Annotated in this window: 24 protein-coding genes; 13 read left to right on the top strand and 11 right to left on the bottom strand. The window is 64.2% G+C overall.

All coding sequences use genetic code 11. The features are described 5' to 3' along the window. Nucleotides 1-2: 2 nt before the first annotated feature. Nucleotides 3-983: an NAD(+) synthase gene (gene nadE, locus HNR59_RS04360; protein ID WP_183826473.1), complete on the top strand. Its 981-nt coding sequence runs from the start codon at nt 3-5 to the stop codon at nt 981-983. 7 nt (nt 984-990) lie between these two features. On the opposite strand, the gene hutC is transcribed toward nadE, so the two are convergent. Together hutC and HNR59_RS04350 are read right to left on the bottom strand one after the other, a co-directional pair. After that, nucleotides 991-1,716, bottom strand: coding sequence for a histidine utilization transcriptional repressor HutC (gene hutC, locus HNR59_RS04355; RefSeq protein WP_183826472.1), 726 nt, complete (start codon nt 1,714-1,716; stop codon nt 991-993). Nucleotides 1,717-1,791: 75 nt separating this feature from the next. Continuing rightward, the gene (locus HNR59_RS04350; protein ID WP_183826469.1) at nt 1,792-3,135 is read right to left on the bottom strand and encodes a formimidoylglutamate deiminase; all 1,344 of its coding nucleotides are present in this window, start codon (nt 3,133-3,135) and stop codon (nt 1,792-1,794) included. Nucleotides 3,136-3,249: 114 nt separating this feature from the next. Between HNR59_RS04350 and hutI the strand changes: the two genes are divergently transcribed. Genes hutI through HNR59_RS04325 form a run of 5 tightly spaced genes read left to right on the top strand, consistent with a single transcriptional unit; the run spans nt 3,250 to nt 9,106 of the window. Continuing rightward, nucleotides 3,250-4,476: an imidazolonepropionase gene (gene hutI, locus HNR59_RS04345; RefSeq protein ID WP_183826466.1), complete on the top strand. Its 1,227-nt coding sequence runs from the start codon at nt 3,250-3,252 to the stop codon at nt 4,474-4,476. A 23-nt stretch (nt 4,477-4,499) separates the two neighbouring features. After that, nucleotides 4,500-6,035, top strand: a complete 1,536-nt coding sequence (gene hutH / locus HNR59_RS04340) for a histidine ammonia-lyase (protein ID WP_183826463.1) — start codon at nt 4,500-4,502, stop codon at nt 6,033-6,035. A gap of 1 nt (nt 6,036) precedes the next feature. Further along, a complete protein-coding gene (hutG, locus tag HNR59_RS04335; RefSeq protein ID WP_183826461.1) occupies nt 6,037-6,840 on the top strand; it encodes an N-formylglutamate deformylase in 804 nt (267 codons plus the stop codon). A 14-nt stretch (nt 6,841-6,854) separates the two neighbouring features. After that, nucleotides 6,855-8,528 carry a urocanate hydratase gene (gene hutU, locus HNR59_RS04330; RefSeq protein WP_183826458.1) on the top strand — a complete coding sequence of 558 codons (1,674 nt, stop codon included), beginning with the start codon at nt 6,855-6,857 and terminating at the stop codon, nt 8,526-8,528. A gap of 8 nt (nt 8,529-8,536) precedes the next feature. After that, nucleotides 8,537-9,106 carry a HutD/Ves family protein gene (locus HNR59_RS04325; protein WP_183826455.1) on the top strand — a complete coding sequence of 190 codons (570 nt, stop codon included), beginning with the start codon at nt 8,537-8,539 and terminating at the stop codon, nt 9,104-9,106. Between the two features lie 35 nt (nt 9,107-9,141). On the opposite strand, the gene HNR59_RS04320 is transcribed toward HNR59_RS04325, so the two are convergent. Next, nucleotides 9,142-9,597, bottom strand: a complete 456-nt coding sequence (locus HNR59_RS04320; RefSeq protein WP_210307200.1) for a helix-turn-helix domain-containing protein — start codon at nt 9,595-9,597, stop codon at nt 9,142-9,144. A gap of 142 nt (nt 9,598-9,739) precedes the next feature. Here HNR59_RS04320 and HNR59_RS04315 point away from each other — a divergent pair, with 142 nt between their 5' ends. Genes HNR59_RS04315 through HNR59_RS04305 form a run of 3 tightly spaced genes read left to right on the top strand, consistent with a single transcriptional unit; the run spans nt 9,740 to nt 11,831 of the window. Beyond that, the gene (locus tag HNR59_RS04315; protein WP_183826453.1) at nt 9,740-10,930 is read left to right on the top strand and encodes an NAD(P)/FAD-dependent oxidoreductase; all 1,191 of its coding nucleotides are present in this window, start codon (nt 9,740-9,742) and stop codon (nt 10,928-10,930) included. A gap of 41 nt (nt 10,931-10,971) precedes the next feature. Continuing rightward, the gene (locus HNR59_RS04310) at nt 10,972-11,397 is read left to right on the top strand and encodes a DUF1641 domain-containing protein (RefSeq protein WP_246374490.1); all 426 of its coding nucleotides are present in this window, start codon (nt 10,972-10,974) and stop codon (nt 11,395-11,397) included. Beyond that, complete coding sequence (locus HNR59_RS04305; RefSeq protein ID WP_183826450.1) at nt 11,394-11,831, top strand: iron-sulfur cluster assembly scaffold protein; 438 nt, start codon at nt 11,394-11,396, stop codon at nt 11,829-11,831. Before HNR59_RS04310 ends, HNR59_RS04305 begins: the two co-directional genes overlap by 4 nt. A gap of 62 nt (nt 11,832-11,893) precedes the next feature. On the opposite strand, the gene HNR59_RS04300 is transcribed toward HNR59_RS04305, so the two are convergent. Both HNR59_RS04300 and HNR59_RS04295 read right to left on the bottom strand, forming a co-directional pair. Beyond that, entirely contained in the window at nt 11,894-12,763 is an 870-nt protein-coding gene (locus HNR59_RS04300) for a carbon-nitrogen hydrolase family protein (RefSeq protein WP_183826447.1), read from the bottom strand. Then, nucleotides 12,763-13,350, bottom strand: a complete 588-nt coding sequence (locus tag HNR59_RS04295) for a GNAT family N-acetyltransferase (RefSeq protein ID WP_183826445.1) — start codon at nt 13,348-13,350, stop codon at nt 12,763-12,765. Before HNR59_RS04295 ends, HNR59_RS04300 begins: the two co-directional genes overlap by 1 nt. Before the next feature lie 98 nt (nt 13,351-13,448). Here HNR59_RS04295 and HNR59_RS04290 point away from each other — a divergent pair, with 98 nt between their 5' ends. Further along, on the top strand, nt 13,449-13,850 hold the full coding sequence (locus HNR59_RS04290; protein ID WP_183826442.1) for a ketosteroid isomerase-related protein: 402 nt from the start codon (nt 13,449-13,451) through the stop codon (nt 13,848-13,850). Between the two features lie 101 nt (nt 13,851-13,951). Here HNR59_RS04290 and HNR59_RS04285 read toward each other — a convergent pair whose 3' ends face one another. The 6 genes from HNR59_RS04285 to HNR59_RS04260 all read right to left on the bottom strand — a co-directional run bounded on the left by HNR59_RS04285 (nt 13,952) and on the right by HNR59_RS04260 (nt 20,958). Then, a complete protein-coding gene (locus HNR59_RS04285; RefSeq protein ID WP_183826439.1) occupies nt 13,952-14,773 on the bottom strand; it encodes an ABC transporter permease in 822 nt (273 codons plus the stop codon). A gap of 1 nt (nt 14,774) precedes the next feature. Then, entirely contained in the window at nt 14,775-15,740 is a 966-nt protein-coding gene (locus HNR59_RS04280) for an ABC transporter permease subunit (RefSeq protein ID WP_183826436.1), read from the bottom strand. Nucleotides 15,741-15,749: 9 nt separating this feature from the next. Then, nucleotides 15,750-16,889, bottom strand: coding sequence for an ABC transporter ATP-binding protein (locus HNR59_RS04275; RefSeq protein WP_183826433.1), 1,140 nt, complete (start codon nt 16,887-16,889; stop codon nt 15,750-15,752). Between the two features lie 230 nt (nt 16,890-17,119). After that, nucleotides 17,120-18,181: a polyamine ABC transporter substrate-binding protein gene (locus HNR59_RS04270; RefSeq protein WP_246374610.1), complete on the bottom strand. Its 1,062-nt coding sequence runs from the start codon at nt 18,179-18,181 to the stop codon at nt 17,120-17,122. A gap of 293 nt (nt 18,182-18,474) precedes the next feature. Then, the gene (locus tag HNR59_RS04265) at nt 18,475-19,422 is read right to left on the bottom strand and encodes a DMT family transporter (RefSeq protein ID WP_183826427.1); all 948 of its coding nucleotides are present in this window, start codon (nt 19,420-19,422) and stop codon (nt 18,475-18,477) included. A gap of 105 nt (nt 19,423-19,527) precedes the next feature. Then, nucleotides 19,528-20,958, bottom strand: coding sequence for a helix-turn-helix domain-containing protein (locus tag HNR59_RS04260; RefSeq protein WP_183826424.1), 1,431 nt, complete (start codon nt 20,956-20,958; stop codon nt 19,528-19,530). A 250-nt stretch (nt 20,959-21,208) separates the two neighbouring features. Here HNR59_RS04260 and aceA point away from each other — a divergent pair, with 250 nt between their 5' ends. The 3 genes from aceA to HNR59_RS04245 all read left to right on the top strand — a co-directional run bounded on the left by aceA (nt 21,209) and on the right by HNR59_RS04245 (nt 23,468). After that, nucleotides 21,209-22,498: an isocitrate lyase gene (gene aceA / locus HNR59_RS04255; protein ID WP_183826422.1), complete on the top strand. Its 1,290-nt coding sequence runs from the start codon at nt 21,209-21,211 to the stop codon at nt 22,496-22,498. Nucleotides 22,499-22,542: 44 nt separating this feature from the next. Then, a complete protein-coding gene (locus tag HNR59_RS04250) occupies nt 22,543-22,782 on the top strand; it encodes an SMc00767 family acetate metabolism repressor (RefSeq protein WP_183826419.1) in 240 nt (79 codons plus the stop codon). Between the two features lie 239 nt (nt 22,783-23,021). Continuing rightward, a complete protein-coding gene (locus tag HNR59_RS04245) occupies nt 23,022-23,468 on the top strand; it encodes an ANTAR domain-containing protein (RefSeq protein ID WP_246374488.1) in 447 nt (148 codons plus the stop codon). The last annotated feature ends 131 nt before the right edge of the window (nt 23,469-23,599 follow it).

The following is a 23,599-nucleotide window of genomic DNA, read 5'->3' as shown; positions in this document are numbered from 1 at the left end:
GAATGTCCGACACCAAACCCTTTTCCGCGCGCACGCTGGACATCGATCCGGAAGCCGAAACCGCGCGCATTGTCGAGGCCTTGCGCATGCAGCTGCGCACCTCGGTGCGGCGGCGTGGTCTGGTTCTGGGGCTTTCGGGGGGCATCGATTCCAGCGTCTGCGCGGCCCTTGCCGCACGCGCCGTGGGCCCGAAAAACGCCTACTGCCTGTTCATGCCCGAGCATGATTCCGATCCTGAAAGCCTGCGCCTCGGCCGGCTGGTCGCCGGCACATTCGGCCTCGATGGCACCGTCGAGGACATCGGGCCGACGCTGGCCGCCATGGGCTGCTACGAGCGCCGCGACGCCTTCATCCGTGAGGTGGAGCCGGACTACGGGCCGGGCTGGAGCAACAAGATCGTGTTCGCCAACGCGCTCACCACCTCAGGCTTCAACATTTCCTCTCTGGTGGTGCAGACCCCGCAGGGCGAAATCCGCAAGCACCGCCTGCCGGCGCAGGCCTATCTCGGCATCGTCGCCGCCACCAACATGAAGCAGCGCACCCGCAAGCAGTTCGAATATTACCATGCCGACCGGCTGAACTATGCTGTCATCGGCACGCCGAACCTTCTGGAATACGATCAGGGTTTCTTCGTCAAGAATGGCGACGGCGCCGCCGACGTGAAACCCATCGCCCATCTCTACAAGAGCCAGGTCTATCAGCTCGCCGAATATCTGGGCGTGCCGGAAGAGGTGCGCCGCCGCCCGCCGACCACAGACACCTATTCGCTGGCGCAGACGCAGGAGGAATTCTATTTCGCCCTGCCCTATGACCGGATGGACCTTTGCCTCTACGGGCTGAACCATGGCATTCCCACCGCAGACGTTGCGAAAGCCGTGTCGCTGTCGGAAGAACAGGTGGGGCTGGTGTGGAACGACATCGCAGCCAAGCGCAAGGTGGCGCGCTATCTGCATCTGCCGCCGCAGACTGTTGTGCCTGTCTGAAGGAAGATCAGGAGGCGGGCGCGAAACGGGCGACGAGCGTGTGGTTGTCGCCCGGATAGGTCAGCCGCACGAAGGTGACCGGCCCCGCATGGCTCCAGGTGCGCCGCTCGACCACGAGGCAGGGCGTATCCTTCGGGCGGTTGAGCTGGCGGCCGATCTCTGAGGTCGCGGCCACCGCCATGATCCGGTTTTCCGCCGCACTCCACGGCACCTGCGCAATCAGCCAGCCGCCCGGCGCATTGACCGTGAAATCGGCCTCCGCAGCCTCCGGCACGACGCCGGCATTGATGCGGCGCTCTTCCACGCAGAACGGCTTGCCGCCGGCGAAGTGCACGGCGAGCAGGTCGATCATCGGGGTGGGCTCTGCCAGTTCCATCAGGCGCTTGTCTTCCGCGTTGGAGCGGCGCTGCTTTCTGGAGATGAGCGTGTAGCTGTAGGGCAGGCCGAGCGAGCGGACTTCCGCCTCGATGTCATGAAGTTCCAGCACGGCAGACTGGGCGCGCGGCATGGTGACGAAGCTGCCGGCCTTGCGATGGCGCTCGATCAGCCCGGCCTTGGCAAGCTGGGTCATGACCTTGTTCACGGTCATGCGCGAACAGCCATAATGTTCGGCCAGATCGACCTCGAACGGCAGGCGGAAGCCCGGCGGCCATTCGCCGGACACGATGCGCCCCTCGATCTCGTTCAGGATCGTCTGGTGGAGGGTCGCATCCTTGCCGTTACCGTTTGCCACGTCGCCTTCACTCTTGCGCTGCCTGAGCTTCCCTATCGCATCAACAGGCTCATCGGAATCCTTTTTCCGCAACAATCAGGCCGACAGCTCGGTCATCACTTTGGCGAAGCGGGCGGCAATGGCATCGCGCCTGCGATGGCGGCCGCCCTCGACCTGCTTTGCACCGCCCACCCAGACGCTGTCGACGCCGATGCCGCGGGCGAAGACGAAATGGTCGAGCACCTTTTCCGCCGGCAGATATTGCGTGGCCGAAAGATCGAGCGCGAGAAGATCAGCCGGAAGGCCTGCCTCGATGCCGCTGGTGGTGCCGAGCGCCTGCGCGCCGCCCTTCAGCGCTCGCGCGTACAGGTTCAGGCCGGTGGACTGACCGGGATCGGCCACCACATTGCGCGAGCGGCGCAGGAGGCGCTGCGAATATTCCAGCGTACGCAGCTCTTCTTCCAGCGAGATCAGGATGTTGCTGTCCGAGCCGATGCCGAAGTGCCCGCCGGCGGCGAGGAAGTCGGGGGCCTCGAACACGCCGTCGCCCAGGTTGGCCTCGGTGATCGGGCAAAGGCCCGCGACCGCGCCGCTTTTCGCCATGCGCGTGGTTTCGTCAGCGGTCATGTGGGTGGCGTGGATCAGGCACCAGCGCCCGTCCAGATCCATGTTGTCGAGCAGCCATTCAACCGGGCGCTTGCCAGACCATGCAATGCAATCCTCGACCTCCTTCACCTGTTCGGCGACATGGATGTGGACTGGCCCGCCCTTTGCGAAGGGAATGACCTGCTGAAGCTCTTCCGGCGTGGCGGCGCGCAGGCTGTGCGGAGCGATGCCGAGCACGGCGCCCGGCAGGCCGGCGACGATCTCTTCCGCGCGTTGCATCAGCCTTGCGAAAGCGTCGACGTCATGGATGAAGCGGCGCTGCCCCTCGATCGGCGAGGTTCCGCCAAAGCCGGAATGGGCATAGAATACCGGCAACAGGGTCAGAGCGATGCCGGTTTCCGCGCTGGCCGCACCGATGCGCGCGGCCATCTCGGCCGGATCGGCATAGTGCGACCCGTCCTTATCGTGATGCAGATAGTGGAACTCGCCGACCCGGCAGAACCCCGCCTCCAGCATTTCCACATAGAGTTGCGACGCGACCGCCTCGACCTGCTCCGGCGTCATCGACAGGGCGGCGCGGTACATTTCCGTGCGCCAGCTCCAGAACGAGTCCGCACCCGGTCCGCGCGTCTCGGCCAGACCCGCCATGGCTCGCTGGAAGGCATGGCTGTGCAGATTGGGCATGGCCGGAACCACGAAGCGGTGGCGCTCGTCGCCCGCCTTGGCCTGCACCCCCGTTTCCACACGTTCGATGCCGGCATCGGAGAAGGTGATGCGCACGTCGCGCGCCAGCCCGTCCGCCAGCAGGGCATTCTCAGCGTGGATGACTGTCATGATGGACCTCCCGGGTCAGGGTGAGCGACATTTTTGGCTTGCGCCGATCTGTATTAAGTATATACATATCAGCAAGGCGAAGCTGACGCAACGTGCTTGTCGAGGAGATCACCAATGGCAAAAGGCGACCGCATCTGGACCAATGCGCGGCTGGCGACGCTCGATCCCGCCCGGTCGGGGCTCGGTATCGTCGACAATGGCGCGATCGCCGTTCGCGACGGCCGCATCCTCTTCGCCGGCTCTGCCGCCGACCTGCCTTCCACCGAGCTGTCCGGCGCCGGGACCATCGATTGCGACGGCCGCTGGATCACGCCCGGCCTGATCGACTGCCATACCCATATCGTCCATGCCGGCAACCGGGCGCGCGAGTTCGAGATGCGGCTGGCCGGCGCTTCCTATGAAGAGATCGCGCGGGCCGGCGGCGGCATCGTTTCCTCCGTCACCAATGTGCGCGCCGCCGACGAGGACACGCTGATCGCTGAGAGCCTGCCGCGTCTCGACGCGCTGCTGGCCGAAGGCGCCACCACGATCGAGATCAAGTCCGGCTACGGCCTCACCATCGCCGATGAACTGAAGATGTTGCGCGCCGCGCGCGCACTCGCCGGAAAACGCGACGTGGACATCGCCACTACCTATCTCGGCGCGCACGCGACGCCTGTCGAATACAAGGGCCGCAACGGCGACTTCCTGCGCGAGGTCGTGCTGCCGGGGCTGGACGCCGCGCATGCCGAGGGCCTTGTCGATGCCGTCGACGGCTTCTGCGAAGGCATCGCCTTCTCGCCCGACGACATGCGGCTGGTGTTCGATGCCGCGCAGAAGCTCGGCCTGCGGGTCAAGCTGCATGCCGACCAGCTTTCCAACCTGCATGGCGCGGCGCTCGCCGCCTCCTATGGTGCGCTGTCGGCCGACCACCTTGAATATACCGACGATGCGGGTGCTGCCGCCATGGCGAAAGCCGGCACCGTCGCGGTGCTTCTGCCCGGCGCCTTCTACTTCATCCGCGAGACGAAGAAGCCGCCGGTCGATCTGTTCCGCAAGCACGGCACGCACATCGCGCTTGCCACCGACAACAATCCCGGCACCTCGCCGCTGACCTCGCTGCTGCTCACCATGAACATGGGTGCGACGCTGTTTGCGCTGACCGTGGAGGAGTGCCTTGCCGGCATCACCCGCGAGGCCGCGCGGGCGCTGGGCAAGCTGGACACCATAGGCACGCTGGAAGCCGGCAAGCAGGCCGACCTCGCCATCTGGGACATCGCCGAGCCGGCCGAGCTCGTCTACCGCATCGGCTTCAACCCGCTGCATGCCCGCATCCGCGCCGGCCGCGACGCCACGATCTGAACCCTTCCCGGAGGAAACCACGCATGACCATCACGCTTCATCCCGGTTCCGTGCCGCTGGCCGATCTGGCCGCGATCTACTGGAATGGCGAGAATGCCGTTCTCGACCGCAGCTTCGATGCCCGCATCGAGAAGGCAGCAGCCCGCATCGCCGCCATCGCCGCCGGCAACGAGCCGGTCTATGGCGTCAACACCGGCTTCGGCAAGCTGGCCTCGATCAAGATCGACGCCGCCGACACCGCCACCCTGCAACGCAACCTCATCCTGTCGCATTGCTGCGGCGTCGGCGCACCCATGCCGGAAAATGTCGTGCGCCTGATCATGGCGCTGAAGCTGGTTTCGCTGGGCCGTGGCGCTTCGGGCGTGCGGCTTGAACTGGTGCGCCTGATCGAAGGCATGCTGGAAAAAGGCGTGGTGCCGCTGATCCCGGAAAAGGGCTCGGTCGGCGCATCGGGCGACCTTGCCCCGCTCGCCCATTTCGCCGCCGTGATGATGGGCGAAGGCGAAGCCTTCTATCAGGGTGAACAGCTTTCGGGCCGCGCCGCACTTGAGCGCGCCGGCCTCACCCCGGTCGTGCTCGCCGCCAAGGAAGGTCTGGCGCTGATCAACGGCACGCAGGCCTCAACCGCGCTGGCGCTGGCCGGCCTGTTCCGCGCCCATCGCGCCGCTCAGGCAGCGCTGATCACCGGCGCACTCTCGACCGACGCCGCCATGGGCTCGTCCGCGCCCTTCACCGCCGACATCCACACGCTGCGCGGCCACAGGGGCCAGATCGACACGGCGGCGGCGCTCCGCGCCCTGCTCGACGGCTCGGCCATCCGCCAGAGCCATATCGACGGCGACGAGCGCGTGCAGGACCCTTACTGCATCCGCTGCCAGCCGCAGGTGGATGGTGCCTGCCTCGACCTGCTTCGTCAGGTCGGCCGCACGCTGGAAATCGAGGCCAACGCCGTTACCGACAACCCGCTGGTGCTGTCCGACGACAGCGTCGTCTCGGGCGGCAACTTCCACGCCGAGCCGGTGGCCTTCGCCGCCGACCAGATCGCGCTTGCCGTGTGCGAGATCGGCGCGATTGCCCAGCGCCGCATCGCACTGCTGGTCGACCCCGCCCTCTCCTACGGCCTGCCGCCCTTCCTCGCCCGCAATCCCGGCCTCAACTCCGGCCTGATGATCGCCGAGGTGACGTCAGCCGCGCTGATGAGCGAGAACAAGCAGATGTCGCATCCAGCCTCGGTGGATTCCACGCCGACCTCGGCCAATCAGGAAGACCATGTGTCCATGGCCTGCCACGGCGCACGCCGCCTGCTGCAGATGACCGACAATCTGTTCAACATCATCGGCATCGAGGCGCTGGCCGGCACACAGGGCGTGGAACTGCGCGGACCGCTGACCACCAGCCCCGAATTGCAGAAGGCGATTGCCTGCCTGCGCGCTGCCGTTCCGGCTCTGGAAAACGACCGTTACATGGCGCCTGATCTTGCCGTCGCGGCAAAGCTGGTCGCCGACGGATCGCTGACCGGCAGCGTTTCGGCCGGCCTGCTGCCTGCTCTGGAGGGTTGAGATGGCTGACGTCTTCGAAGTCCGTCAGGGCACCTCGCCGGTCATTCTGGGCCTGCCGCACACCGGCACCGACGTGCCGGACGACATCCGGGTGCGCCTGAACGACAATGGCCTGCTTCTGGCCGACACCGACTGGCACATCGAGCAGCTCTATGACGGGCTGCTCGACAACGTGACCACGGTGCGCGCCACCTTCCATCGCTATTGCATCGACGCCAACCGCGATCCGGCTGGCAGCAGCCTTTATCCCGGCCAGAACACCACGTCGCTGATCCCGGAGACCGATTTCGACGGCGTTTCGATCTGGAAGGACGGCGAGGCTCCGACCGAAGCCGACACCGCCGACCGCATCGCGCGCTTCCACAAGCCCTACCACGATGCGCTCGCCGCCGAGATCGAGCGGGTGAAGGCGATCCATGGCGTGGCGATCCTCTACGACTGCCATTCCATCCGCTCGTATATTCCCTTCCTGTTCGAGGGCAAGCTGCCGGATTTCAACATCGGCACGCTCCTGGGCAAGACCTGCGACCCCGCGATCGAAGCCGCTGTCGTTGAGATCACCGGCAAGGCGCAAGGCTACACATCGGTGCTGAACGGCCGCTTCAAGGGCGGCTGGACGACACGCCACTACGGCAGGCCGGAAACGGGCGTGCACGCCATCCAGATGGAGCTTGCCCAATCCACCCATCTCGCCACCGAGGCGGTGCCCTTCAACTATGACGAAACGAAAGCCGCGCGCCTGCGCGTGCCTTTGAAAGCCATTCTCGAACGCATCGAAGAGATCGCGTCCGGGCTTAAACGCTGAGAGGAACCTAACCCATGTCAAATCCCCGTCACAACGAACGCGAAGTCCGCGCCCCGCGCGGCGACGAGCTCAACGCCAAGAGCTGGCTGACCGAAGCGCCGCTGCGCATGCTGATGAACAACCTCGACCCGGACGTGGCCGAGCGTCCGCATGAGTTGGTCGTCTATGGCGGCATCGGCCGCGCCGCCCGCACCTGGGCCGATTTCGACCGCATCGTCGCCACGCTGAAGACGCTGAACGAAGACGAGACGCTGCTGGTGCAGTCGGGCAAGCCGGTCGGTGTGTTCCGCACCCACAAGGACGCGCCGCGCGTGCTGATCGCCAACTCGAACCTCGTTCCGCACTGGGCCAACTGGGACCACTTCAACGAGCTGGATAAGAAGGGCCTCGCCATGTACGGCCAGATGACGGCCGGCTCCTGGATCTATATCGGCGCGCAGGGCATCGTGCAGGGCACTTACGAGACCTTCGTGGAAGCCGGCCGCCAGCATTACGAAGGCAACCTCAAGGGCAAGTGGATCCTCACCGGCGGCCTCGGCGGCATGGGCGGCGCACAGCCGCTGGCGGCCGTGATGGCCGGCGCCTGCTGCCTTGCCGTGGAATGCGACGAAACCCGCGCCGACTTCCGCCTGCGCACCCGCTATGTCGATGAAAAGACCCACAGCCTCGACGAAGCGCTGGCCAAGATCGACGAATGGACCAAGGCCGGCGAGGCGAAGTCCATCGCCCTGATCGGCAATGCGGCGGAAGTGTTCCCCGAGCTGGTCAAGCGCGGCGTGCGCCCCGACATCGTCACCGACCAGACCTCGGCGCACGATCCGGTTCACGGCTACCTGCCGATCGGCTGGACCGTCGCCGAATGGCGCGCCAAGCAGGAGAGCGACCCCAAGGCCGTCGAGAAGGCCGCCCGCGCCTCCATGCGCATTCAGGTCGAGGCGATGGTTGCCTTCCACGACATGGGCATCCCCACCGTCGACTACGGCAACAACATCCGCCAGATGGCGCTGGAAGAGGGCTTTGAAAACGCCTTCGCCTTCCCCGGCTTCGTGCCGGCCTATATCCGCCCGCTGTTCTGCCGCGGCGTTGGCCCGTTCCGCTGGGCGGCCCTGTCGGGCGATCCGGAGGACATCTACAAGACCGACGCCAAGGTCAAGGAACTGATCCCCGACAACGCCCACCTGCACAACTGGCTCGACATGGCGCGCGAGCGCATCGAGTTCCAGGGTCTGCCGGCGCGCATCTGCTGGGTCGGCCTCGGCGACCGTCACCGCCTCGGCCTCGCCTTCAACGAAATGGTGAAGAACGGCGAGCTGAAGGCCCCGATCGTCATCGGCCGCGACCACCTCGATTCCGGCTCGGTCGCCTCGCCGAACCGCGAGACGGAAGCCATGAAGGACGGTTCGGACGCCGTGTCCGACTGGCCGCTGCTCAACGCCCTCCTCAACACAGCCTCGGGTGCGACCTGGGTGTCGCTGCACCATGGCGGCGGCGTCGGCATGGGCTTCTCGCAGCACTCCGGCATGGTGATCTGCTGCGACGGCACCGATGATGCGGCCCGCCGCATCGAGCGCGTGCTGTGGAACGACCCGGCCACCGGCGTCATGCGCCACGCCGATGCCGGCTACGATATCGCGCTGGACTGGGCGAAGAAGCAGGGCCTGCGCCTGCCGGGCATCCTCGGAAACTGAGGCCGGCCATGAAGATCGCGCGCCGCGCCGACCACAAGCGCATGGCATGGAAGAACGGGCAGGGCCTCACCGAAGAGGTGGCAGCCTTCCCCGCGGGCAGCGACACCGACAGCTTCGACTGGCGGCTGTCGATCGCCCATGTCGGCGCCGACGGACCCTTCTCGGTGTTCGCCGGCATCGACCGCACCATCGCCCTGCTCGACGGTCCGGGGCTGGCGCTCGATCTGCCTGAGGGGAAAACCATCGAGCTGCGGCCCGACGGTGCGCCCTTCGCCTTCCCGGGCGACTGGACGATTTCCAGCCGCAACACGGGCGGGCCGACCATCGACCTCAACATCATGACACGGCGCGGGCGCTGCTCGCATGAGATGCAGCGCCTGACGCTCGAACCGGGCGCGCGTTTCACCACAACCGGCGCGGGCTGGGCGGTGTTCAACACCGCAGCCAGAATCGATGCCGATGGCGAGAACCTGACCATCGAGCGTTTCGATGCAATCGCGCTCGACGCAGGCGAAGGCTTCGTCAATCGCACGGAGACAGCCGCGCAAATCCTGCACATCGTCATCGCGCCGGTCTGACCGATCAGGCCGGCGCTGCGGCTCCGGCCGCCCGGTCAGTGCGTCTGTGCAGCCTCGTCGTCCGCCTCGCCATAGAAGCGCAATGCCGGGTGCGGCCCGGCGTCCACCACATATTTCAGAAACGTCTGCGGCGAGGGCATCCGGTAGAGCAGCCGCACCGCGCGGATCATCTCCTCGAAGGATTTGTCCAGCTTCACGCAGGTGCGCTGCGTGGGGCGCAGATAGACCGAGCGGCCGTCACGCTGCCTGTAGAGGAACCCCATTTCCTCCAGTTCGCGCACCTTGCGGTGCACGGTGGTCAGGGGCAGGTCCAGCACATTGGCGATGGCTGAGATATCGTAGAGCCGTCCCTGATTTTCACCCGCGATCACGGTGCGGATGATCAGGGCATGGAGCGGCCCGCCCCACATGCCCGTCTCGATCGCGTAGAACCGGTTCAGGCATTCGATGATCTGCGTTTGCACAACGGCACGGATGTGTTGATCGTCCACGTCTCGCCTCCTGCATGATACGCTGGAACAGCATGCTTCCAGATTGGAAGCATTGCCGCAACCGGCACTTAATTTCCCATGCTAGCGTGAGGTCATGACATGTTGCCGCCGACATGCAGGCGGCCGCCTGAGGGAGGCTTTCTTGACCAAGCACATACTTGTTGTGGGTGGCGGCATTGGCGGCACGATGACCGCCAACAGCATCGTGGCCAAGCTCTATCCTGAAGTGGCGCGCGGCGCCGTGAAAGTCACCCTGCTTTCGGATTCGCCCTGGCACTATTACAAGCCGGCCTTCATGTATGTCGCCTTCGACATGTTCTTCGAGGGTGAACTGCGCCGCAAGCAACAGTCGCTGCTGCGCCCCGAGATCGACTTCCGCGTCGACAAGGTCACCAGTTTCGACTTCGCCGGCTCGAAGGTGAAGACGCAGAGCGGCAAGACCATCGGCTACGACTACATCGTGGTTTCGACCGGCTGCCTGCCGGCACCGGAGCGCATTCCCGGCCTGAAGGAAGCCGGCGATTATTTCTACCAGCAGAAGCCCGCTCTTCAGATGGCCGAAAGGCTGCGGAAATTCGAGAAGGGCCGCATCTTCATCACCGTCAACTTCCCGAAAACGCCGAACGTGCCGCATCAGTGCGGCATCGCGCCGGTGGAAACCACGCTGATGCTCGACGAATATCTGCGCCGCAAGGGCGTGCGCGATCAGGTGGAGATCGTCTACACCTATCCGACCGTTTCGCAGCTTCTGCGCAACTGCCTGTTCCTGCAGCAGGAGGTGTGCGAGGTGATGCCGGCGATCTTCGAGAGCAAGGGCATCAAGTACCAGCGCGGCTTCACGCTGGCCTCGGTCGACCCCGAACGCAAGGTCGCGACCTCCGAAGAGGGCAAGGAGGAAGGCTTCGACCTGCTCATGTGCACGCCGCCGATCCGTGCCGTCGACGCCGTGCTGGAAAGCGGCGTTTCGCAGGCTGCCAACAATGAAGGCTGGCTGCCCACCAACCGCCAGACGCTACAGCTCGAAGGCTTTCCCAACGCCTATGTGATGGGTGATACCGTCGACCTGCCGATCTCCAAGGCCGGCGGTTCCTGCCACAACCAGTGCCCGATCATCGCCAACAACATCGCCGGCGACCTGCGCCTCGGCCGCACCGTGGATGTCTATGACGGCAAGGTGCAGGCGGTGGCCCAGATGGGTCTCGAGGCCGGCATGCCGCTCTGGTACGACTATGACGAGGACGTGCACCCGACCCCGCCGACCAAGGTCGGCGGGCTGCTGCGCAAGGCCTTCAACCGCGGCATCTACTGGTCCGTCGCGCGCGGCATCATCTGAACATCACGAAAAGACATGCAGCCTCAGGGGAGGACATCACCTTGAACACATCCAGTTCGGACACAGGCGCAACCCTGACGGAACCCGCTACCGCACTTTCGCCGCTGCTGGACGAGGCGACGGAACGCGGCCTGAAGGAGCTTCTGGAAAAGGTCGCGCCGCTCATTCAGGGCCGCCGCTTCCACAATGTCGTGGACCTGCTCTCTCTGGCCTCCGACGGCGTCGACATGTTCGACGACGCCATGGTCCAGAAGCTGATGAAGGCCTATGAGGAGACCATCGGCACCGCCTGGGCGCTGGGCAACGCCGCCCGCTATGCGCAGAACCAGGCAGCGACCCTGCCGGTGCCGACGCTGTTCGGCCTCCTGCGCACCGCCGGCAACGAGGACGTGCGCCGCGGCCTGCATTTCGCGTTGCAATTCCTCGCCGTGCTCGGCCGCCAGATGAACAACGACGTGGAGGAATGACCACGGAGGGCGACCTCGACACCCTCTATCAGGCGCGGGTGCGGGACTGGGCACGCAAAGTGCGCAACGATGCCCGCCTCGTGCCCGCCGACCTCACCGTGAGCCGCACCAGCCCTTTGTGCGGCAGTACGCTGGCGCTCGACATCCGCCATGACGGACGGCTCGTCACCGCGCTGGGGTATCGGGCGCGCGCCTGCACGCTCGGCATGGCGTCAATCGCGGTCGTGGCCACCAAAGCGCCGGGACGAAGTTTTGCCGAGATCGGAGAAGCGGGCGCACAGCTCGCCGCCCTGCTGGCGGGGGTGGATGTCAACTTTGCCGATTATTGGGCCGAGCTTGGCATGTTCACGGCGGCACGGGCATTCCCGACCCGCCACGGCTCGATCATGCTGCCTTTCGACGCGCTTGCGGAAGCTGCCGGCAAGCTGGGCTGAGCGGCTGGAGCATTCTGCTTTTCCCGAATTGAAAACCGCTTCGGACCTCCGCCGGAATTGCTCTACAGCGTGAACTGTTCCGGCCAGTCGCGATAAAGCGCCACCTGCCCCTCACGGCGCAGGGCAGCGACCTGTTGCAGATCGATCTCGCCGATCAGCCACTGGCTTGTTTCCGTGGCTGTGGCCTCGCTTTCGGCAAAAACCCCGCTCGGCGGCATGCCGTAATCGGCCGGCACATAGAGTGCTGCGCGGCCGAAATTTTCGTCCACCGCCGGCGACCATGGCGCGAAGCCGGCGGTCGGCGACACCAGCACGGCAAGCTGGTTTTCCAGCGCGCGCGCCTGCGCGCCGATGCGCACGCGATGATAGCCGGCCTCGGTGTCGGTGCAGCTTGGCGCGAGGATCAGGTCCACCCCATCCTCCGCTAGCTTGCGGGCCAGCATCGGAAACTCGTTGTCGTAGCAGATCAGGATGCCGATTTTGCCGAGCGGCGTGTCGAAGCTGCGCAACCCCTCGGTGCCGGCGGCGATGAACCATTGCTCGCGCTCGAAGCGCGTCATGATGATCTTGTCCTGATGGCCGGCAAGCCCATCCGGCCCGAACAGCCAGGCGCGGTTGCGATATCTGCCGTCCGGATCGAGAACGGGAGCCGAACCGGGGCAGAACCACACGCCATGGCGGCGGGCGATCGTGCCGCACAACTCCAGCCAGCGCGGGATGAGCGGGTGGATGGCGGCGATCGATTTGTGAAGGTCGCCGCGCTCCTCTTCCGGCAGCAGGCCGGTCAGCGCCATGGCGGCATATTCGGGCAGCAAGAGCAATTGTGCGCCTGCGTCGACCGCTTCGCCGGTGAGCCGTTCCAGATGCGTGACATAGGCATCCCAGCCGTCGAACAGCTCGATGGCATATTGGCAGGAGGCGAATTTCACCATCAGCGCAGTTCCTTCATCCAGAACGACATGGGCTTGGCGCTTTCCTCATTCTCGCCGATGTCGCGCCACGAAAACTCGGTGCGAAGCTGCGGCTGGTGCACATAGCCGCGCTTGCTCCAGAACGCATTGAGTGGAACGTAATCCGCAGGGCGCAGCGGATGATCGGCCGGACGCTCCACCGCGCAGAAGCAGCAATGGTCGAAGCGGCCGAGGCGGCGCGCGTAGGCCTCCCGCTCCTCGAAGAAGCGCACGCCGATGCCCTGCCCGCGATAGGAGGGCAGCAGCACGGATTCAGCGAAATAGAAGATACGCGCCGGGTCCCATCCGCCTTCGACAAACGGCTTCCTGAACGCCTCGGTCTCATGATCCATGGGCATTCCGGTCGAAACCCCGACGACGCGTTCCTCGTCGAAGGCCAGCACGAACAGGCTTTCGGACGATTTCGCATAGGTCGCCAGATAGTTCTGCTCGTAGTCCAGAGACCCTTCATAGAGATAGGGAAAAGCCCGGAACACCTCGATGCGCAGCCGCGCCAGATCGTCGATATGCGGGCCTATCTCCGGCCCCTGCCGAACCACGATATGCATTGTCGCTTCCAGACCCCTCCCGGACTTCAAAAGCCTGACAAGCTGCTATAGGGCTTGAAACCGGAATTGGCCATTGCGTTTGCGAACAGGGAGAGATCATGAGCGCCAAAGACATCATTTCCGCCTATTACGACGCCTTCAATCGTCAGGACATGGATGCCTTCCTTGACCTGCTGACGGATGACGTGGCGCATGACATCAATCAGGGCGAACGCCAGACCGGCAAGGACATCTTCCGCAGCTTCATGGACAAGATGAACCGCAGCTACCGCGAGCGGCTCACCGACATCGTCATCATGGAAAGCGCCGACGGCACGCGCGGTGCCGCCGAATTCACCGTCAACGGCGAATATCTGGCGACCGACGAAGGCCTGCCGGAAGCCAAAGGCCAGAAATACGTGCTGCCCGCCGGCGCCTTCTTCGATATCCGCGACGGCAAGGTCGCGCGCATCTCCAACTACTACAATCTCAACGACTGGATCGCGCAGGTCAGCGCCTGATCCTGACGGATCGAAAACAGGGTCTCGCTGAAAAGGCTGGGGCACTCACAAAAAGCGGGCGCCGGAAAAAAAATCCGGCGCCCGTTTCTTTTCAGGTCCGCTCAGTCGAGCCGCATGGCCGCCTGCTCGTCACGCCGGCGCTGCACCTCGCGGCGCTTGTTGACGATGGAGGCGGCGATCACGCCCACCGAGACGATGGCGATCAGAATGGTGCAGGCCGCGTTGATTTCCGGCGTCACGCCAAGCCGCACCTGGCTGTAGATCTTCATCGGCAGCGTCGTCGCACCCGGTCCGGAGGCGAAGCTGGCGATGACCAGATCGTCAAGCGACAGGGTGAAGGCCAGCATCCAGCCCGAGATGATGGCGGGTGCGATCACCGGCAGGGTGATCTGGAAAAAGGTTTTCACCGGCGGCGCGCCGAGATCCATCGCCGCCTCTTCCAGCGACCGGTCGAACGAGATCAGCCGCGACTGCACCACCACCGCCACGAAGCACATGGAAAAGGTGATGTGGGCGAGCGTGACGGTGAGAAAACCGCGATCGAGGCCGATGGCCACGAACAGGAGCAGCAGCGACAGGCCGGTGATGACTTCCGGCATGACCAGCGGCGCGAACACCATGCCGGTGAACAGCACCCTGCCCCGGAAGCGCGTGTAGCGGGTCAGCACGAGTGCCGCCATGGTGCCGAGCACGGTGGCGACCGAGGCCGAGACCAGCGCCACGCGGATCGTCACCCAAGCGGCATCCATCAGGCCCTGATTGCGGAACAGCGACACATACCATTGCGTCGAGAACCCGCCCCAGACGGTGACGAGGCGCGATGCGTTGAAGGAGAAGACGACGAGAAGCACGATCGGCAGATAGAGAAAGGCAAAGCCCAGCACGATCGAGACGATGTTGAAGCGGCTCCAGGTGGCGTTCATGTCAGCGATCCTGTTCCTGGGCGCGGGCCTGCGCGTGCTGGAAGAGGACGATCGGGATGACCAGCACCAGAAGCAGGATGATGGCCACCGCCGAGGCCACCGGCCAGTCGCGGTTGGCGAAGAACTCGTTCCACAGCGTGCGGCCGATCATCAGCGTCTGCGAGCCGCCGAGCAGGTCGGGGATGACGAATTCGCCGACGGCCGGGATGAACACCAGCAGGCAGCCGGCGATGACGCCCGGCAGCGACAGCGGGAAGGTGATCTTCCAGAAGGCGCTGATCGGCGGGCAGCCGAGATCCTGTGCGGCCTCGATCAGCGAGTTGTCCATCTTCTCCAGCGACGAGTAGAGCGGCAGCACCATGAAGGGCAGGTAGGAATAGACGATGCCGATATAGATCGCGGTGTAGGTGTTCATGATGACCAGCGGCGTGGAAATGACGCCGATGCCCATCAGGAACTGGTTGAGCAGGCCTTCGGGCTTGAGAATGCCGATCCAGGCGTAAACGCGGATCAGGAACGAGGTCCAGAACGGCAGGATGACCAGCATGAGCAGCGTGGGACGCAACGAAGCCGGTGCGCGCGCCATGCCATAGGCGATCGGATAGCCGACCAGCAGCGTCAGCAGCGTGGACACGCCGGCAATCATCACGCTGGAAATATAGGCGTTGAAGTAGAGCGGATCCTCCGTCAGCCAGACATAATTGTCGAAGCTGAGTTCCTTCAGGGCGGCCCACAGGCCCGCAATCCCTTCACTGAAATCGATGGACGGCGCGTAGGGCGGCATCGAAATGGCGCTCTGCGACAGCGAAATCTTGAAGACGATCACGAAGGGAACGAGGAAGAAAAACAGCAGCCACGCATAGGGCACGATGATCACGAGCCGGCTGGTAATGCCGGATGCGAGGCGGTTCAGAAAGGGTTTTTGCGCAGCGGCGGCAATGGGGGCGGAAGCGGCAAGGTTGGACATGACCGCCTCCTAGCTCGTCAGCACCACGCCGGCATCGGGCCGGAAGGAGATCCAGGCGCGGTCGCTCCAGGTGAGCGGATCGTCCATGATGCGCGCCGCGTTCAGAATGGAAGCCCGCACGATCTGGCCGTCATCGAGCTTCACATAGTAGGTCGTCATGTCGCCAAGATAGGCGATGTCATAGACTTCCCCCTCCAGAACGTTCACTGCATTTTCCGGCCGGCGCGACGAAATCCTGATCTTTTCCGGGCGGATGGCGAAGGCGACGTCATTGCCCTTCGCCGCATCGCCCACATTCTCGACCGTTATCTGCGCGCCGGTCCCGCCGGTAATGCGCACCGTGTTGTCGGCGCGCTCGGCGACATTGCCCTCAAACAGGTTGACGTTGCCGACGAAGCCGGCGACGAAGCGCGAATTGGGCGCCTCGTAGATCTCGGCCGGCGTCGCCACCTGCATGACCTCGCCCTTGTCCATGATGGCGATGCGGTCGGCCATGGTCATGGCCTCTTCCTGATCGTGGGTGACGACCACGAAGGTCAGCCCAAGCTCCTGCTGCAGGTCCATCAGCTCGAACTGGGTTTCCTCGCGCAGCTTCTTGTCGAGCGCGCCAAGCGGCTCGTCGAGCAGCAGCACTTTCGGGCGCTTGGCGACCGAGCGGGCCAGCGCCACGCGCTGCCGCTGGCCGCCGGAGAGTTGGTGGGGTTTGCGGCTGGCGAAGCGCTCCAGCTTGACCAGCTTCAGCATCTCGGCCACGCGCCTGTCGATGTCGGCCTTCGGCATGCCTTCCTGCTTCAGGCCGAAGGCGATGTTCTTCTCCACGCTCATATGCGGGAACAGCGCATAGGACTGGAACATCATGTTGACCGGCCGCCGGTAGGGCGGGATACCGCGCAGATCCTGTCCGTCGAGCAGAATTTTCCCGGAAGTGGGTTCCTCGAACCCGGCCAGCATGCGCAGAAGCGTGGACTTGCCACAACCGGAAGCACCCAGCAGGGCGAAGAACTCGCGCTCATAGATGGACAGCGACAGGTTGTTGACGGCGGTGAAGTCGCCGAAGCGCTTGGTGACGTTCTCGAACCTGATATAGGGCTTCGCCTGCGGATCGCTCCACGGCGCGAAATCCCGGCGGATGCTGCCCAGTGACTTCATGCTTGCCTCTCCCCCGCCGCGCGGCAGACCGTTTTCCCGAAAGCGTGTCGCGATCTTTCAGATTCGCTCCTTACGCTTTCAGTTGTTGTTTTGACGCATGTCGCCCGAAACCGGTTCCCACTTTCGGGCGACATGCTTGAGTGGGTCGTCCGGACCCTTTTCTTCCGTGTTCCGGCACTGCCCTGCAACTGAACGGAAGAAAGCCCCGGCGCGAGCCGGGGCTTCCTCAATTACTGACCTGTCACCACCTTGGTCCATGTGCGGGTGAAAAGGCGCTGCGTCCTGGAATCGAGTGGCGTGTTGACGAACAGCTTGGCCATCACATCATCCGGCGGATAAACGGCGGGGTCGTTGCGCACTTCCTCGTCGAGGAACTCCTTCGAGGCCTTGTTGCCGTTGGCGTATATCACGTAATTGGAGGACTTCGCGATGACTTCCGGCTTCATCATGTAGTTCAGGAACTCATGCGCCTCAGCCGGGTGCGGCGCATCGGCCGGGATCGCCATCTGGTCGAACCACATCTGCGTGCCTTCCTTGGGGATCACGTAATCCACCGTGACGCCGTTGTCGGCTTCCTCGGCCCGGTCGCGTGCCTGGAAGATGTCGCCCGACCAGCCGACCGCCACGCAGATGTCGCCATTGGCGAGGCCGTTGATGAATTCGGACGAATGGAACTTGCGCACGAAGGGGCGGACCTTGAGCAGGGCTTCCTCGGCCTTGGCGATGTCTTCGGGCTCATGGCTGTCGGGATTGAGGCCGAGATATGCCAGCGTCACCGGGATCATGTCGGTCGGCGAATCGAGGAAGTTGATGCCACAATCCTTGAGCTTGGCCGCCACTTCGGGATCGAACACGGTTTTCCAGCTGTCGATCTCGTCGGTGCCCAGCGCCGCCTTGACCTTGTCGACGTTGAAGCCGATGCCGATGGTGCCCCACATGTAGTTGACCGAATATTCGTTGCCGGGATCGAATATCTCCATGCGCTTGCTCACCTCATCCCACATGTTGGCGAGGTTGGGCAGCTTCGACTTGTCGAGCTTCTGATAAACGCCAGCCTCTATCTGGCGGGCAAGGAAGCTGCTGGTCGGCACGACCACATCATAGCCGCTGCCGCCGGCCAGAAGCTTGGTCTCCAGAATTTCGTTGGAATCATAGACATCGTAGACGACCTTGATGCCTGTTTCCTTGGTGAAATCGTCAATGATCGAGGAATCGATGTAATCGGACCAGTTGTAGACATTGACGACACGCTCCTGCGCCGCAGCCGCGAAGGCGAAGCCTGTCGCAAGCATTGTGGTCGCCAGAAGCACGGCTGATTTGCGCTGCATAAGATACTCCCTTCCCAAGTATTCCCCTTCCGGCCCGCGCTCAGGCGGTTCAGCCGGACATGTATTTCAATCTATTGAGCTTTCTCAGGATCAACAAGCGACATTCGGCGTGCGCACGATGACGTTTGTGCGAAGTTTGCCGGTTCTGCGGAAAAACCCGTTCTGGCAAGATCGGCCTGTCTCATTGTTGCCTTTGGCCCAGCCTGCCTGTGGCACGCAGGCTTTGTCAATGGTCCTGTGCTGACGCTGGGGCAGGCTCAATTGGGGGCCGGCAGACCGCTGACGCCCGGCCGGGGCGGCTGGGAATGACGCCGGAATTCGCGCGCGATATGCACGAGCAGCGCGGCGAACACGATGGCCCCACCGATCAGCGTGCGCCCCGACGGTACTTCCGCATGGGCCAGCCAGACACAGACCGGACCCAGTATGGTCTCGAAGGTGCCGAGCAATGCCGCCATGGCGGCAGGAATCAGGCGCGCCCCGGTGGCGAAGCAGGCAAGGCCGAGGCCAAGGTTGATGACGCCAAAAGCGAACAGGAAGGCCATGTCGTGCGCCGACACGGCAAGCGAAGAGGCCTGCGTGAGCGCGATGAGGGCAGCGAAGACGGTTCCGAGGCAGGTCGCCGGCGTCATGCGCACATTGGAGAAACGACGGGTGATGACGGTGGCGGTGGCCAGCGCACAGGTGATGGCCAGCGCCAGCCCGTCGCCGATCGGCGAAACCGATCCGCCCAGCGTTTCCGACACCATCACGCCGACCCCGACGATGACGAAGAAGATCGCGACCCATGTACCGCCGGATACGGCCTCACGCAGTGCGATCCACGCAAACAGCGCCGCGATCAGCGGAACGCCGGCCTGTATCAGCAGGATGTTGGCAACGGTGGTGTAGGAAAGAGCCACCACGAAGCAGATCGATGCCGTGGCAAAGCAGGCGGCCACGGCCAGCCCCGGCAGCCCCATATCGCGAAACATCCGCACGGTGCCACGCCAGCCGTCGCGCCAGAGCATGTAGGCGATGAGGAAGGCCGTCGCCCACAGCGATCGCCAGAAGATCACCGCCCACGGATCGGCAGCATCGATATAACGGGCAATCGCGCCACCAAGGCTCCACAACAGGGCCGACAGAAAGACCAGTGCGGCGCCATATCGCGAGGTACGCGCCGGCGCTGCAGCAACGGCATTGGACGATGCAACCTCAGCCATGCTACCCTCCCAAGCGCCGCGCTGTAGTCGGGAACACAGCTAATGCACAAAGCCGTGCCGAAGAAGGTCCAGACTGCACCGAACCATTGGCCTCAGGACCAGTTCCTACTGGAAATCGAAGGCGCTCAGACCCGTCACCATCTCGTCGAGACCGAGCGGGCGCGTCACTGGCGGCGCTGCACGCGACAGGCAGCCCGGCCGCTCGCACAGCCGGCACGCCGGGCCAACCTGTGTGATTGCACCCGAACCTGACATCGTACCCGGCAGTGCAGCGCCATAGACGACCTCGTCCTTGTAGGCGATGTCGCAGGCAAGCAGCAGCGCGGTGCGGCGCGGCCGCTCGTTGAAGGCGCCCTGCGGCCCTTCCAGCGTGCGGGCCATGGTGAGGAATTCCGCCCCGTCCGGCATTTCCACCGCTTCCACGAAAATCTGCCCCGGCTGGGTAAAGGCTGCATGTACGGCGAGCTTGGGACAGCCACCGCCGAAACGGCTGTGCGGAAAGCCGGCGCTGCCCGCCTTGCGGAAGGGATGGCCGGCATTGTCCACCTCCAGCATGAAGAAGGGCACGCCGGCGCTGCCCTGCCGCTGCAGCATGGTGAGCCGGTTGGCGGCCTGCTCGAACGACACGGAAAAGCGCGAGCGCAGCACATCCACATCGTAGCGGGCGCGCTGGGCGGCGGCGAGAAAGGCGGCATAGGGCATCATCAGCGCATGTGCGGCGTAGCGGCCAAGCTCGAAGCGGGCCAGCCGCCGCGCCTCGTCGCTCGACAGCTTCAGCGCGGCGATCTCCGCCGCGATGGCCACGGACATGCGCATCAGGCAGGCTTCCATCGCCAGTTCACGCAACTGATCGAAAGGGGACAGCCGCTCCGACAGGAACAGGCGCTGCGAATGCCTGTCATAGCGGCGACGCCAGTTGGGCATGGTCGCGACTGGCAGCACGCGCACGGTGATGCCATATTCGCGCTTCAGCCAGGCTTTCAGCGCACCATGGAGATCGTCGCCCGGCTCCAGCACGCGAATGAAGGCTTCGGCCTCCTCCTCCAGCGCGGGATAATGGTTCGGCCGCCGCTCAAACACCTCGTGCACCTCGTCCATCGGCAGGCGCGCGCCGGAAAGCGCGGTGCCCCGCCCTTCGCGCGCCAGCAGCTCGTTGAGGTCCGACAGGCGTTCGGCCTGCTCGCGATAGGCGCGGTAGAGCTTGATCATCGCCGCCGCCGCATTGGGCGCGGCCTCCGCCACCTCGACCAGTTCCTGCTCGCCCGGCAGTTCGCCCGAAAGCAGCGGATCGGCGAACATTTCCCGCAAGGCCGCGATCGACCCGCCGGCCTGCGCCTGCAACTCATCCGGCTCGACCTTGTAGACGGAAGCCAGCCGCAGGATGAGCTGCACGGTGAGCGGACGCTGGTTGCGCTCGATCAGGTTGAGGTAGGAGGGCGAGATGCCCAGCCCCTCGGCCATCGCCGTCTGGGTCAGGCCCTTGGCGTTGCGGATGCGGCGGATGCGGGGGCCCGCAAAGATCTTCTGTTCAGCCATGGCGACAGCATTTTACACGATTTTACAAAAGCAGCCGGGAATTTCTCGTTTGTTGCTTTTTACAATTTTGACAAATTTACAACCGCAATCTGTCAAACGCAACACAGGTTTTCCTTTATTTTCAGCCGAAAATCCCGGTTTTTCTCGCCTTTACCGCACCGCAATGTAAATCAAGTCGCAGAGGCAGACGCCAATCCCGATGGCGAGGCGAATGCCGGAGACTTTCACAACCGAACTGCTGGAGCTGTAAATGACCGATTTTTACAACCTCGTCCCGTCCGCGCCGGAAGGCCGTTTCGAAGGCATCGAGCGTCCCTACTCCCCGGAAGACGTGAAGCGGCTGCGCGGCTCGGTGCAGATCAAGTACACGCTGGCCGAGAACGGCGCCAACCGCCTGTGGAAGCTCATCCATGAGGAAGACTTCGTCAACGCGCTGGGCGCGCTGTCGGGCAATCAGGCCATGCAGATGGTCCGCGCCGGCCTGAAGGCCATCTATCTGTCGGGCTGGCAGGTCGCTGCCGACGCCAACACGGCATCCGCCATGTATCCCGACCAGTCGCTCTACCCGGCCAACGCCGCACCCGAGCTTGCCAAGCGCATCAATCGCACGCTGCAGCGCGCCGATCAGATCGAGACGGCGGAAGGCAAGGGTCTTTCTGTCGACACCTGGTTCGCGCCGATCGTCGCCGACGCCGAAGCCGGCTTCGGCGGTCCGCTCAACGCCTTCGAGATCATGAAGGCCTTCATAGAGGCAGGCGCGGCCGGCGTTCACTTCGAGGACCAGCTCGCTTCCGAAAAGAAGTGCGGCCATCTGGGCGGCAAGGTCCTGATCCCGACGGCGGCCCACATCCGCAATCTCAACGCCGCGCGCCTCGCCGCCGACGTGATGGGCGTTCCAACGCTGATCGTCGCCCGCACCGACGCCGAAGCCGCCAAGCTGCTCACCTCCGACATCGACGAGCGCGACCAGCCCTTCGTCGACCAGGATGCCGGCCGCACCGCCGAAGGCTTCTATCAGGTGAAGAACGGCATCGAGCCGTGCATCGCCCGCGCCATTGCCTACGCGCCGCATTGCGACCTGATCTGGATGGAGACCGGCAAGCCGGATCTGGAACAGGCCCGCAGGTTCGCCGAGGCCGTGCACAAGGCGCATCCGGGCAAGCTGCTCGCCTATAACTGCTCGCCGTCCTTCAACTGGAAGAAGAACCTGGACGACGCCACCATCGCCAAGTTCCAGCGTGAACTGGGCGCCATGGGCTACAAGTTCCAGTTCATCACGCTGGCCGGCTTCCATCAGCTCAACTACGGCATGTTCGAGCTGGCCCGCGGCTACAAGGATCGCCAGATGGCGGCCTATTCCGAGCTGCAGGAAGCCGAGTTCGCGGCGGAAGCCAATGGCTACACCGCGACCAAGCACCAGCGCGAGGTCGGCACCGGCTACTTCGACGCCGTGTCGCTCGCCATCACCGGCGGTCAGTCTTCGACCACCGCCATGGGCGAATCCACCGAAACCGAACAGTTCCGCCCGGCTGCGGAATAACAGACCCGGCGGCCGGAAAGCCGTCATTCCCAGGGAGAACCAAAATGGCACCGATCACCCGAGTCAAGGAAAGGGCCGAGGAACAGTCTTCGGCCATGAACACCGACCAGCAGTCCGCGATCCGCATGCTGGCCAATGACCTGCATCGCCTCAACCAGTCCGTGATGAAGGCCGTCGAGGCCGGCGTGTCGGTCGAACTGGTCCGCTCGGCCCGCCATCACAGCGGCGAAGGCAACTGGGGCGACCTGCTCATCCCGGTGATCGTCACCCAGGCTCACAACTGAGCCGCACGCAATCCGCCACCCCGCATGCCTCGTAAGCCGGGGTGGTGGACGAACCGTGGGGACACGGTTCATCCGGGCTCCCTGCCCTGAAGTCGCCTCCGCAGCAGCTGCGGAGGCGATTTTCCTTTTTGCGGCGGTGGCACACGGAGTGCCACTTTCTATTAACTTGACAGGTGGGATGAGGTCACCCAAAAGGAGGATAGTTTCAACCCTGCATTGAGCAGACGGTGTAGGTCGACTTGTCCTCGTACTTCGATCACAACGGCAGCACTGGCTTCGGACGCGGCAAGTTTGCGAACGATGGCGGCCCCGCCGATCTGTCCCGAGTCATGGTCGTCGGCAGATCGCGCATCACCCAGATCGTGGTCGCCAAGATCGTCGAGGGGCTTGGACTGAAGCCGGTCATGGAATCCCCCGAGACAGCCGCACGCGCACTTCGGTCTCTGTTGCCGGGCATTATCGTGCTCGACGGCGGCTCCGAAAACAGCGACTGTGATGCCCTTATACCTGTGATTGCCGCGCTGAGGCGCGCCACAGGCGGCCTGCGGCCCGCGCTTGTGCTTTTGTCAACGCGTCTTGGCGCCACCACGGACGCACTTACGCTGTCCGGGTTCTTCGACGCAGTGGTGGCCAAGCCGATCACGCCGGAACAGTTGCAGCCGGTGCTGAGCCAGCTGCTAAGCTGAGGGCGCTTTTAGTACCGTAATTTTTCGTCGCATGCCTCCAAGCCGACTGCCTTTTTAAGCCGCCCCATGTATATCGCTGTGTCAGGGACGAGTGCGCGCATCTGCGCGTCATCACAGGTGAGAAGGAGTAC

The organism is Aquamicrobium lusatiense (assembly GCF_014201615.1).
GTDB classification, from domain to species: Bacteria; Pseudomonadota; Alphaproteobacteria; order Rhizobiales; family Rhizobiaceae; genus Mesorhizobium; species Mesorhizobium lusatiense.
Note: the sequence above shows the minus strand (reverse complement) of the source record. Positions and strands in the feature narration are given on the sequence as shown.